General features: G+C 43.1%; 9 protein-coding genes. 6 read left to right on the plus strand and 3 right to left on the minus strand.

Features of this window, described 5'->3' with window-relative positions:
• Positions 1 to 431 precede the first annotated feature (431 nt).
• The 6 genes from WH214_RS03225 to WH214_RS03250 are packed head-to-tail and all read left to right on the plus strand — an operon-like array spanning position 432 to position 9932.
• On the plus strand, positions 432 to 2222 hold the full coding sequence (locus WH214_RS03225) for an ABC transporter substrate-binding protein (protein ID WP_339422971.1): 1791 nt from the start codon (positions 432 to 434) through the stop codon (positions 2220 to 2222).
• A gap of 17 nt (positions 2223 to 2239) precedes the next feature.
• Positions 2240 to 4048, plus strand: a complete 1809-nt coding sequence (locus WH214_RS03230; protein WP_339422270.1) for an ABC transporter substrate-binding protein — start codon at positions 2240 to 2242, stop codon at positions 4046 to 4048.
• Between the two features lie 24 nt (positions 4049 to 4072).
• Positions 4073 to 6088, plus strand: a complete 2016-nt coding sequence (locus tag WH214_RS03235; RefSeq protein ID WP_339422271.1) for a M3 family metallopeptidase — start codon at positions 4073 to 4075, stop codon at positions 6086 to 6088.
• 11 nt (positions 6089 to 6099) lie between these two features.
• Positions 6100 to 7038: an ABC transporter permease gene (locus tag WH214_RS03240; protein WP_339422272.1), complete on the plus strand. Its 939-nt coding sequence runs from the start codon at positions 6100 to 6102 to the stop codon at positions 7036 to 7038.
• A gap of 7 nt (positions 7039 to 7045) precedes the next feature.
• Complete coding sequence (locus tag WH214_RS03245) at positions 7046 to 8191, plus strand: ABC transporter permease (protein WP_339422273.1); 1146 nt, start codon at positions 7046 to 7048, stop codon at positions 8189 to 8191.
• Positions 8192 to 8201: 10 nt separating this feature from the next.
• On the plus strand, positions 8202 to 9932 hold the full coding sequence (locus WH214_RS03250; RefSeq protein ID WP_339422274.1) for an ABC transporter ATP-binding protein: 1731 nt from the start codon (positions 8202 to 8204) through the stop codon (positions 9930 to 9932).
• Positions 9933 to 10100: 168 nt separating this feature from the next.
• Here the strand turns inward: WH214_RS03250 and rluB are convergent, their stop codons facing one another.
• Genes rluB through WH214_RS03265 form a run of 3 tightly spaced genes read right to left on the minus strand, consistent with a single transcriptional unit; the run spans position 10101 to position 12630 of the window.
• Positions 10101 to 11207, minus strand: a complete 1107-nt coding sequence (gene rluB / locus WH214_RS03255) for a 23S rRNA pseudouridine(2605) synthase RluB (RefSeq protein ID WP_445206347.1) — start codon at positions 11205 to 11207, stop codon at positions 10101 to 10103.
• 41 nt (positions 11208 to 11248) lie between these two features.
• Positions 11249 to 11836 carry an SMC-Scp complex subunit ScpB gene (gene scpB, locus WH214_RS03260; RefSeq protein ID WP_125274363.1) on the minus strand — a complete coding sequence of 196 codons (588 nt, stop codon included), beginning with the start codon at positions 11834 to 11836 and terminating at the stop codon, positions 11249 to 11251.
• On the minus strand, positions 11836 to 12630 hold the full coding sequence (locus WH214_RS03265) for a segregation and condensation protein A (RefSeq protein WP_062034053.1): 795 nt from the start codon (positions 12628 to 12630) through the stop codon (positions 11836 to 11838). Before WH214_RS03265 ends, scpB begins: the two co-directional genes overlap by 1 nt.
• Positions 12631 to 12712: the final 82 nt, after the last annotated feature.

Genomic DNA, 12712 nt, shown 5'->3' on the forward strand with positions numbered 1-12712 from the left:
TATTTATTTTTAATAAATAAATATTTACGATGTTTTATTTGATTTTTTGTATTTCTTGAGATGTTCGAATTTGAATCATTGGTGTATTAAATCTGTGCAATAGTTTATTTAAATTGAATATTTAAAAATAGCTACTAATTGGCAAAATGTTCCGATGTGGGTTGAACCTCTCATTTATAACTAATTAATATCCATATATTTTTCTTACAAAATGTTAAATTAGAATGATAAAAAAATAGGCGTGGCATGATATTCGCTTTGTTGCAGAGGTGAATATTTGCCCATGACCGTTTTTTAAATTTTGATAATTAAAATTTAATTTATAAAACAAGGGTTTATGTTTTAAATTTTTGTCAGTGTTGTCTGAAAAATAAAACACTGACATTGAACATGGATGGCATGAGATCACCTTGCTTAAAAAAAAGATGTGTATAGGTATGAACTTGAATTCAAAAAAACTGAAGCTTGCTGCTTTATCCCTTGCGATGGGTTTTGGCTTTTCTGCCTATGCAAAGTCGCCTGCAGATCCAAACAAAGTATTAAATATCGCTTATGAAGCGCCTGATGATGGTTTTGATACGGTTAAAACCTATAATTTTTATAGTGGTAGTATTGCCCAAGCCATTTTTGAACCACTTTTAAAATACGATTATTTGGCGCGCCCCGCTCAATTGGTTCCAAATACGGCAGTGTCGATGCCAAAAATAGAACAAGAGGGCAAAGTCTATATCTTTAAAATTCAGCCCAAGATTTATTTTAGCGATGACGCGGCCTTCAAAGGCAAGCCGCGGGAGTTGGTCGCGCAGGATTATATTTATTCCATGATGCGGATTATGGATCCGAAAAACCGCTCACCGACCTATTCATTTATTGAGGGCAAAATTGTCGGTGGCGATGCAGCTGTTACTCAAGCCAAGAAAACAGGTCAGTTTAATTACGATGCCGCGATTTCGGGTTTAAAAGCCATCGATAAATACACACTACAAATCACATTGACCCGTCCTGACTATAATTTCCCCTATATCTTAGCTTATGCCACATTTAGCGGAACAGCGCGGGAAGTGGTGGAGTTTTATGGGGACCGAATCGCGCAGCATCCGGTGGGGACAGGACCTTATCAACTGAGTAAATATGTACCGCGGAGTCGTATTGAACTGGTGGCCAACCCGAAATATCGTGGTTTTACTTGGAATTTTAAATCTACAGGTTCGAGTTGGGACAACCGTCTGGTCAAAGAAATGCAAGGCAAAAAAATGCCGCAAATCGGCAAAGTCAGCGTCAGTATTATTGAGGAAGAACAATCTCGCTGGCTCGCGTTCAAATCGGGACAACTCGACTTTGACAAACTGACTTCCAATGCGGTACCACAGGCTTTAAATGGTAATCAACTCAAACCTGAACTGGTCAAGCAAGGTATTCAACATTTCCCCAATAAAGACGCTGAAATCACCTACACCATGTTTAATATGCAAGACCCTACAGTAGGCGGTTTTGGGCTTGAAAAAGTTGCATTAAGACGTGCGATTAGTCTGGCTTATAACCAAGCAGAAGCCATTAAACAACTGTATAAAGGGCAGGCGGTGAAGTCGGAGATGCTGGTGCCTGAGGGGGTACAAGGCTTTAATCCGAATTATCGCAGTAGTGTGGCCTATAACCCGCTCTTGGCGAATAAATTACTGGATCGTTTCGGTTATAAGAAGGGAGCAGATGGTTATCGCCGACTACCGAATGGTCAGCCTTTAACGCTCAAGTTTATGACTGAAAACAGTTCCAGTTCGGTGATTCAATCTGAACTGTGGAAGAAAAATTTAGATGCGATTGGTCTGCGTGCTGACTTTGTGGTGAGTAACTTTGCTGACAATTTAAAAGCAGCGATGCAATGTAAATACATGATTTGGGGTGGGGCTTGGATTGCCGATTATCCTGAAGGGGAAAACTTTGCCCAGCTGCTGTATGGGCCCAATTCGGCTCAGGGCAATCTCAGTTGCTACCAGTCCAAAGCCTATGATGCACTTTATACACAAGCAATGGCACTCCCACCACCTCAGCGTTTGCCATTTTATGAAAAACTCAGTCGTCAAATTGAAGCCGATAATCCATGGATTATTCATAACAGTCGTATTCGAAATTGGTTGTTACATCCACAAGTTCAGGGTTTTAAAGCACATCCGATGATGAATACCAATTGGCAGTATTTGGATATTCAGCCCATAAAAAAATAATTGAGATGTAGAACAAAATGAGAGATCTAAATCAGAAATTGAAACGATGGGGTTTGGGAATTTTGGCAGGCAGCATTCTGCTGAGTAGTTCAGTTTCCAGTTTTGCGCAAAGTCCTGCCGACCCGAAAAAAGTTTTACGTTATGTTTTTCCTGTGGCTGAAACAGGCTTTGATCCTGCGGGCGTGCATGACTTGTACTCGGCGCATGTCAACGGTTCGATTTTTGAAACTTTGTTTACCTATGATTATTTGGCCTCACCTGCGAAATTGGTACCACGAACAGCTGTAGCTTTACCCGAGGTGAGCGCGGATGGATTGACCTATACCATTCGTTTGCAAAAGGGGATTTATTTTGCTGCAGACCCAGTGTTTAAAGGTAAAAAGCGTGAGCTGACCTCGGCTGATTATGTGTATACCTTTAAGCGTTTACTGGATCCGAGTTTGCGTTCACCCAACAGTTGGCTGCTCGATGGGCGAATCTTAGGGATGGACACTTTGCAGAAACAGGCGCAGAAAACGGGGAAATTTAATTACGACCAATCTGTCGCGGGCTTGCAAACACCAGACCGTTATACCTTGGTTATTCGCCTGACCAGCCCTGATCAGAACTTTCCAATGTTGCTTGCGCATCAGCCTGCAGGTGCAGTTGCACGGGAAGTCATCGAAAAATATCGTGACAAAGCGGGTTTTGTGATGGGGCATCCAATAGGAACGGGGCCATATATGCTCAGCCGTTGGACGCCAGGTTCTCGGATTATTTTAAAGGCCAATCCTGATTTCCGAAGTTTTGTTTGGAACTTTAAGGCCAGTACGCCTGATGACCAAAAGATTGTCAAAGCCATGCAAGGCAAAAAGATGCCACAAATTGGGGAGATTGATATTCAGGTAATGGAAGAGGGTCAATCACGCTGGTTGTCCTTTATTAAAGATGAAGTGGATTTGTTTGCCTTAGATGGTGAGTTGACGGTTCAAGCCTTGCAAGATGGAAAACTAAAACCGGAATTGGTTAAAAAAGGCGTACAGCTGTCACGGATCACCGATCCTTCGATTGACTATCATTATTGGAACATGCAAAACCCAGTGGTCGGTGGCTTAAGTAAAGATAAAATTGCCCTGCGCCGCGCTATGGCAATGGCTTTTTCAGCCGATAACTACATCAATATTTTACAAAAAGGTGATGCGCAAAAACTGCAAGCACCGATTCCAAGTGGTGTGGTGGGCTATGATCCCAATTATCGAAGCAGTATTCCTTACTCAGTCAAAGCGGCAAATTTATTGTTAGATCGTTATCACTATAAAGTAGCTGCGGATGGTTGGCGTACTCAGCCGAATGGGAAACCTTTGGTGATTGAGATGACGCTTTCGGGCAATAATTTACGCAGTCAACAACAGGCCGAGTTTTGGAAGAAAACCTTAGACAGTATCAAAATTAAAATGACCACCAAGTCGATGCCTTTTGCTGAGGCTTTGAAATTAGAAAAACAATGTAAAACCATGTTTAAGACATCGGCATGGATTGCAGACTACCCAGATGCAGATAACTTTATGCAGTTGTTTTATGGTAAGAACATCAAAATCACCAACAATGGCTGCGCCAAAATTCCTGAATATGACCGCCTATATGAACAAGCCCAAAAGATGATACCAAGCCCAGAGCGCGATGCAATCTACGCCAAAATGTCACGTCTGCTGGAAGTGTATATGCCTGTACAGGTGATTGGCGCGCGTTACCGCAATATCTTGGCACAACCGCGTGTGATTGGTTTTAAAAAGCATCCCATACTGCCCGCAGAGTGGATGTATATCGATATTGATTTGAAGAAATAGAAATTAAACAAAACTGGAGTCATGATGAAAAAGCAACATTTTAAATTCACTGCATTGTGCATGTTGGGCCTAGGGATGAGTCAGATGGCTTTGGCGGAAACAGCACAGCGCCATACATTACCCAGCTTTCAAGCTAAAGACATCCCTGCAATGTGTAATGCCAAAATTGCTGATGTGAAAAAGCAACTTAAAACGTTTGAAAATAAGCCCCTTAAAAACGAAACGGCAGCAGCGCCTGTATTGGCTGAATGGGATCGTATTTTTGCATCATTTGAAGATTTTTACGGCCCGATTGGTCTGTATAGCAATGTTGACCCAGATGAAGCACTGCGTAAAGCGGCTGAAGACTGTGAAATTAAAATTAGCCAATTCCAAACCGATGTTTATCAGAATCCAAAGCTATATCAACAAATTAAGAAAATAAAAATTGCTGATCCAATTGAAGCCAAGTTCCGTGAAGATATTTTGGAAGGTTTTGAAAAAACAGGGATACAGCTTTCAGCAGATAAACAAGCACGCTTAAAAGCGATTTTTGATGAACTGGCAAAAATTGAACAAGAGTATGCGCGTAATGTCCGTGATAATCCTGAAAAACTCGAATTTACCTCTGATGAGCTAAAAGGCCTGCCACAAAGTTATATCGACGGCTTAAAGAAAAATGACAAAGGTAATTATTTACTCGGTTTTGAGTATCCCGATTATCGTCCTTTTATGGAGTTGGCAGATAACGATGACGCACGTAAGCGTTATCAAATTGCATTTACCCGACGTGGTGGCGAGAAAAATCTGGCGCTGCTGAAGCAAGCCATGGACCTACGTTATGAGTTAGCACAACTATTTGGCAAGTCCAGTTATGCCGAATGGGTACTGCAAAGCCGGATGGCGAAAACGCCTGAAACCGTGAATAAATTCTTGGCAGAGGTACATGCTACCGTAGCACCCCTAGAGAAAAAGGAAGTCCAAACTCTACGTGAGTTTAAAGCACAAAGTTTAAATATCCCTGTTGAGCAAGCCAGTATTGAGCGTTGGAGCGAAGCATATTGGAGTGAAAAATTACGTAAAGCCAAGTATCAGGTCGACCAAGAACAGCTACGTCAGTATTTTCCAACGCAAGCCTCTCAAGACTGGCTATTTGCCATTTCTGAAAACCTGTATGGCATCAAGTTTAAGCCTGCCAAAGTCGAGGTTTGGCAAGATGAAGTGGAATATTACGATGTGACCGATGCCAAAACAGGGCAACTGCTCGGCGGCTTATATATGGATAAATTTCCACGTAAAGGTAAATATGGACATGCTGCTGTGTGGGGTGTTTATGGCGGCAGTAGCCTAACTGGACGCAAACCGATTTCAGCACTGGTCACTAACTTTAACCGCAATGGTTTAAATAGCGATGAGTTAGAAACTTTTGTACATGAGTTTGGTCATGCGCTGCATGGCATTTTATCCAACACACGTTTTTCATCTCAGTCAGGAACTTCGGTTGAGCGAGACTTTGTCGAAGCACCTTCACAAATGTATGAAGAATGGGCACGACGTAAAGAGACTTTGTCAAAGGTGGCAGATTACTGTAAACCTGACTGTCCACGCGTGGATGATGCGCTGATTGCCAAACTCAATGCCGTGCATAGTTATGGGCGTGGTTTGCATTATGCTCGTCAGACGTTGTATGCGCAGTATGACATGGCGCTACATGGCAGTGATGCACAAGAGGTTCAGCCCTTAAAGGTTTGGGAAAAAATGGAAGGCGCAACGGCCTTGGGCTATGTTCCAACCACCGAGTTTCCGGGGCAGTTTGGTCATATCATGGGCGGTTATCAAGTAGGGTATTACGGTTATATGTGGTCAGAAGTGATGGCGTTGGACATGCTTTCAGCCTTTGGTGATAACTTAAATAACCCTGAAGTGGGACAGCACTATCGTCAAACCATTTTGTCCCAAGGTGGTCAAAAACCTGCCAAAGCATTGGTCAAAGACTTTTTGGGTCGTGAACCTGATAACAAAGCCTTTTTCGATGAAATTACCGGTCAACGGGTGAAATAAGGGGCATTTTTATGCTGGCATATATTATTCGTCGAATTTGGCAAATGATCCCGACCATGCTTGGGGTGGTGTTGCTGATTTTCTTCTTGTTTAACTGGGTTGGTGGCGACCCTGCCTATATTTTGGCAGGGAAAATGTCGAACCCTGAACAGATTGAAAATATCCGACAGCAGCTTGGGGTCGATCAGCCCTATTATGTGCAATTGTGGATTTTCATTAAGCAGATTTTGACTTCTGATTATGGGCTAAGTTGGAGTACAGGAGAGTCAGTATCGCAAATCATCATGACTCGACTCGGGCCTTCACTGACTTTGCTCATTCCACTGACGATCTTACAAACTATTATTTCTATTATTTTGGCTTTGGCGGTGGCAGCCGTACGTGGCAGTTTAACGGATCGTATGGTGATGATGCTGTGTACGATTGGCATGTCGATCAGTATCTTGGTGTATATCATTGTTTTTCAGTATGTCTTTGCCTATCAGCTGAGCTGGTTTCCAGTCCAAGGCTGGAGCGATAGCTTTAGTGAAAACCTGTTTAAGTATGCTTTATTGCCTATTCTGATCATGTTGGTGGTCAGTATTGCCCCGACTTTAAGGTTGTATCGTAGTTTTGTTTTGGATGAAGTCAATCAAGACTATGTTCGTACTGCACGTGCCAAAGGGATTGGCGAACGGCGCATTTTAGGTGTGCATGTGCTACGTAATGCCTCGATTCCAATTATTACAGACGTGATGGCAAGTTTACCTGCTTTGCTGATTGGTGCATTTTTGATTGAGCGTTTCTTTGGTATTCCGGGCATTGGTCGTGAAGTAATTATTGCAGTAGAGCGTAGTGATTTTCCTGTGATTAAAGCCATTACTGTGTACGTTGCTCTCGCAACGATGTTTTTCAACTTGATTGCCGATTTGATTTATAAATGGGTCGATCCACGTGTACAGTTGAAGTAGGTGAATTATGCTCAGTGTTCTCACTAAAAGAAAACCAGATACTGCTGAACCTACAACAGCATCTACAGGGCTATGGCAACTCGCCATGCGCCGTTTAAAACGCGATCGAATCGCGATGTTTTCACTCCTAATCGTACTGTTTTATTTTGTACTTTTAATTTTGTCATCGACTGGCTTAATTGCAAAAGACTGGAACAAAGAAGTCGCTGTAAGTTATGCACCACCTACGTTTATGGGGGCTGCTGCGATACCTGCTACGCAAAGTGAAGCGCAAAAGGTTGAAGAGATTGTTCCTGAAAACCCTGTTGATCCTTTAAAAGATGTCATTCGTGAGCTCAACGCAGAAATTGCTGCTGAACAGGGTGTGGGGGGGGCAATTGATTACTATGGGGTTGTTGATCCTTTAGCCGAAGATATGAAAGAGATTGACCAAGCGCTGGATGGTCATTTACTAGATCAGCAAGCGGAACTAAAGCAAAGCCTGATTTTAGGTGCCGACAAATGGGGACAAAGTGTTTTACTGAAAACCATTAAAGGTGCAGAAACATCAATTATTGTTGGCTTAGTCGCAGCTTTTCTTGCTGTCGTGATTGGCACGGTTTTAGGTGCCATTTCGGGCTACTTTGGTGGCTGGGTCGATGATGTTTTGAACTGGTTTTATAACATTTTTACTTCGATTCCTTATTTGCTCTTGGTTTTAGCGATTGCCGCAGTACTACAACAAAAAGGCGTTTTATCCATTGTTTTGATTTTGGGTTTAACGGGGTGGACGGGAGTATATCGTTTAATTCGTGCCGAATATATGAAGCATACTTCGCGGGAATATGTGCTGGCGGCAAAAGCGATTGGAGTGAGTCATAGCCGACGCATCTTTGTGCATATATTTCCCAATGTTAGTCATATTGCACTGGTTCAAATGTCAATTTTAGTGGTGGCCTTTATTAAGTCAGAAGTGATTTTGAGCTTCTTAGGTTTTGGTGTCCCTGTTGGTGTGGTGTCATGGGGGAGTATGCTGAATGAGGCTCAAAGTGAGTTGATTTTAGGCAAGTGGTGGCAGTTAGCGGCCGCTTCGGTAGCAATGGCGGTTCTGGTCACTGCATTTTCAATGTTTACCGATGCACTGCGAGATGCATTAGACCCGAAACTGAAATAGGAGCATGAGAATGTCTGAACTTAATCATATGACAGCGCCAGCCTTACTTCAGGTGGAAAACTTGCGTGTCAGCTTTAAAAATGAAGAAAAGCAGTACATTGAAACGGTCAAAGGCATCAGTTTTAGTATTCCAGTGAATACCACTGTGGCCTTGGTTGGGGAGTCAGGCAGTGGGAAGTCGGTCACATCGCTAGCGACTATGGGACTACTATCTCCTGAAAGCAGTCAAATTGCTTCGGACAGTAAAATTCTGTTTGAGGGGCAAAACCTACTCGATTTACCACGCCGTGAAATGCGGAAAAAGTGCGGTAAAGATATTGCCATGATTTTTCAAGAGCCGATGTCATCACTGAATCCTGTGTTTACGGTAGGTTCACAAATTGCAGAAATTTTGCAGTTACATTTGGGCATGAGTCGTAAGCAGGCGCGTGTACGTGCTTTGGAACTCTTGATAGAAGTTGGGATTCCATCTCCTGAAACCAAGATTGATGCTTATCCGGGGCAGTTGTCGGGTGGGCAGCAGCAGCGCGTCATGATTGCTATGGCAATTGCGTGTAAACCCAAACTATTGATTGCTGATGAACCGACAACAGCGCTGGATGTCACCATTCAAAAGCAAATTTTAGATTTGCTGGAGTCGTTGCGGAAGAAGCATCAAATGTCGATGCTGTTTATTACCCATGATTTGGCTTTGGTCGGGGAAATTGCCGATCAGGTAATCGTAATGCGGCATGGTCAAATTCGTGAACAAGGCAGGGTTAAAGATGTGCTTGAATGCCCTCAAGATGTCTATACAAAAGCGTTGTTACACTGCCGTCCACAATTGTCCAAACGTCCCATGCGTTTGCCCATGATCAGTGATTTCATGCAGCAAAAGGGTGATGACTATATTGAAACGCATAGCATCGATGTCGAGTCACTTCAACAAAGATCTCGCGGCTTAACTGGCCAAGAAGAGATCATTTTAGATGTGCGTGACCTTAAAAAGTCATTTTATAGTCGTAAAGGGTTATTCGGCAAAGAGGAGTTTCAAGCGGTCAAAGGTGTGAGTTTCCAACTGGCAAAAGGCAAGACTTTGGGCTTGGTTGGTGAGTCTGGTTCGGGGAAAACGACCATCGGATTATTGCTGATGCGTTTACAGGAGGCGACAGGAGGAAAAGTGCTGTTTGAAGGCCAAGATATTTTGGCCATGTCAGAAAAAGAGTTTGCTCGGTATCAACGCAAGATTCAAATCATTTTCCAAAACCCCTATGCATCACTCAATCCACGTTTTACCATCGGGCAGATTTTGATGGAGCCGATGCAAGTGCATGGGATCGGGGCGAATGATGCTGAACGCAAACAGATGGCTTTGGACTTGTTGGAACGCGTGAGCTTACCTGTACAGGCTTTTTATCGTTATCCACATGAGTTTTCAGGCGGACAGCGTCAACGTATTGCCATTGCCCGCTGCTTAACCTTAAAACCTGAGGTTTTGATTTGTGATGAGTCGGTTTCGGCCTTGGATGTTTCGGTACAAGCTCAAGTACTGAATTTGCTGCAAGATTTACAGGATGAATTTGGACTGAGTTATATCTTTATTTCACATGATTTATCAGTGGTGAAATATATTTCAGATCAAATCATGGTCATGAACCATGGTGATTTGGTGGAAATAGCCAATTCGGATGACTTGTACCAGTCTCCACAGCATGAATATACCAAACGCTTACTCAGTGCTATTCCACAAAGTGTGTCATGAATGGGTGGTGGCTGTTGGCGGGAGAATAAAAACGCTCAATAGGTTGGGCGTTTTTTATGAGGAGCTTGCAGCTTTTTTCTGATCTAGCACAGAAAGAAGGCTTATTGTGCAGCGTAAATACATATAAAAAGAGCCACTCGAAAGTGGCTCAAATTTTGACTTTAAAAATTAAAACTTCTTAAAGCCTTTATTTCCAAAAGGTTTACGTGGCGCATTTTCATCACGTGCGTCGCGTTGACCATAGGTGCCTTTGTTGCCAAAGTTCTCTGGACGGCTGTCACGTTGTGCATAGCCTGAGTTTTGGCGTGGTTCACGTTGGCCATAACCTGTTTGTGCATTGTCCTGACGACGCTGGCTATGTCCATTTGGATTTTCACGGCGTTCACGATTGAAGGCTGGCTTCACTTGTTGTTGGCCTTCATCTTCATTGTCACGGCGCTGTTGACGTAAGAAACCACCACGACGCGCAGCCATTGGTTTTTCTTGCATACGTTCAGTACGACGTTTTGCCATGCCGTATAAACCAGTGCCTTGGCGCGGCTTTAGCTCAACCGCTTTGGTTAAGTTGTCGATGTCGTTTTTGTCCAACTCCATCCAACGACCCGTACGTAATTCACGCGGTAAAATAACCGTGCCATAACGTGTACGGAGTAGACGGCTGACTTTTAAACCTTGCGATTCAAAAATACGACGTACTTCGCGGTTACGACCTTCTTTTACCACCACTTGATACCAACGGTTAATCCCTTCACCGCCAATTTCAGAGAATGACTCAAACTTCGCTGGGCCATCATCTAACACCACACCTTTGAGCATGTTGTTCTTAATTTGAGGCGTCACTTCACCCATAACACGTACAGCATATTCACGTTCAACTTCATTTGATGGGTGCATCAAGCGATTCGCGAGTTCACCATCATTTGTGAACAATAGTAGACCTGTTGAGTTAATATCCAGACGACCCACCATCACCCAGCGATCATTCGCGATTGCAGGTAATTGATCAAATACCGTTGGACGTGACTCAGGGTCGTTACGTGAACAAATTTCGCCTTCTGGTTTATAGTAAATCAGAACACGACGACGAATTTCATCTTCAATTTGGAACGATACTTTACGACCATCGATGCGAAGCTCATCACCTGGTTCAATACGTTCGCCTACTTGGGCAACTTGGCCGTTGACACTCACACGACCAGCGGCAATGACTTCTTCCATATAACGGCGAGAACCCAAACCAACTCGTGCGAGTACCTTTTGCAACTTTTCACTCATGACAGCATAACCTTAGAAATTATCATCAACAGTTCACCTATTTACGACTTCGGTGCATTCGCATCGAGCGCCATAAAAGCTTCCTTGGCATCCTGCAGGGGAGGCAACTGACCTAAAGAATTTAGGCCAAATGCATTTAAAAATTGGGGCGTCGTAACTAACAACGCAGGTCTTCCTGGGAGTTCACGAAAACCAGATTCTTTAATCCAGTTCCAATCAAATAACGTTCGTAACAGTTGACTGTTATTTGAGACTCCTCGAATTTGTTCTATATCTGCTCGAGTGACGGGTTGATGATAGGCAACCACGGCCAACATTTCGAGTAGCGATGGCGAGAGACGAGTTGGTCGCTCTGGCCATGTTTGTGCAACAATTTGACGGTATTTTGCTCGAACTTGAAAACGAAAACCTTGAGCAGTTTCAATCAGTTCAATCGAACGACCATGTTGTAACATGGCAAGTTGTTGTAAAAACTGGCGTAAATCTTGTTTGCTATATTGATTTTGGAACGATTCTTTCAATCGCGCAAGTGAAACAGGCGCATCACTGGCAAAAATAATCGCTTCTAACTGCATCAATACTTCATGCAAGTTGTCTTCATTCGTTACAGGAGTGGTTTGTTCTAACATTATTTTTTGACTCCTTGTATCGAAAGCGGTGCTTCAACACCTGAACTCACAATTTGAATACGTTGCTGACGAGTTAACTCTAAAATGGCCATAAACGTCACGACCATGCCCATGCGACCTTGGATGGGACGCAGCAAAGATTCAAAAACTAAAACTTCACCTGAAGCGACTTTGCTTTCAATAAAAGCCATGCGTTCTTCAAGTAAAACTGGTTCTTGTGCAATTTGATGGGTGATCGGCTCAGGTCGGTTAAACACGCAGAACAGTGCATCACGCAGCTGTTGCACATCATGACCGTCATTATTGTCTAGAGTTTGGCCTAAGCTGACATTGGTTGAGAAGGTGTCTCGCTCTAATATAGGCATTTGCCCCAAGCGTTCAGCCGCTTGTTTAATACGGAGATAAGTTTCTAAACGGTCAATCAGCTCTTGTTTTGGATCTTTTTCAATTTGGATTGTATTGGGTGCTTTTGGCAACAGCAAACGTGACTTTAAATCAGCTAAGAGTGCGGCCATCACCATATAGTCTGCTGTCAGCTCAATGTTAAGCGACTTCATGGCATCCATATAAGACAGGTATTGCGCTGCAATCGGAGCAATATCTAACTGTAATAAGTCGAAGCCATTTTTTTGAATCAGGTAAATCAGAAAGTCGAGTGGTCCTTCAAAATGCTCTAAAAGAATTTCAAATGCGGCTGGAGGAATATATAAATCCTCGGGGATGGAGTCATGCCACTCATCCATAACACGGATTTGTGGAAGATCTTCCATGGCATTATGGACGGATTGATTCATTACAGTTATTGGCCACGCGAATTTTCAAAGGCATGATTATGTTTTTTCGAATCAGTACTTAAGGAGAAAAAGTAGAGGTGAT

It is taken from the genome of Acinetobacter sp. MYb191 (assembly GCF_037572605.1).
GTDB lineage: Bacteria > Pseudomonadota > Gammaproteobacteria > Pseudomonadales > Moraxellaceae > Acinetobacter > Acinetobacter johnsonii.

Coding starts and splice junctions, on each gene's coding strand:
- WH214_RS03230 (WP_339422270.1), top strand. CDS start 2,240: ATGAGAGATCTAAATCAGAAATTGAAACGATGGGGTTTGGGAATTTTG.
- WH214_RS03235 (WP_339422271.1), top strand. CDS start 4,073: ATGAAAAAGCAACATTTTAAATTCACTGCATTGTGCATGTTGGGCCTA.
- WH214_RS03240 (WP_339422272.1), top strand. CDS start 6,100: ATGCTGGCATATATTATTCGTCGAATTTGGCAAATGATCCCGACCATG.
- WH214_RS03245 (WP_339422273.1), top strand. CDS start 7,046: ATGCTCAGTGTTCTCACTAAAAGAAAACCAGATACTGCTGAACCTACA.
- WH214_RS03250 (WP_339422274.1), top strand. CDS start 8,202: ATGTCTGAACTTAATCATATGACAGCGCCAGCCTTACTTCAGGTGGAA.
- rluB (WP_445206347.1), bottom strand. CDS start 11,207: ATGAGTGAAAAGTTGCAAAAGGTACTCGCACGAGTTGGTTTGGGTTCT.
- scpB (WP_125274363.1), bottom strand. CDS start 11,836: ATGTTAGAACAAACCACTCCTGTAACGAATGAAGACAACTTGCATGAA.
- WH214_RS03265 (WP_062034053.1), bottom strand. CDS start 12,630: ATGAATCAATCCGTCCATAATGCCATGGAAGATCTTCCACAAATCCGT.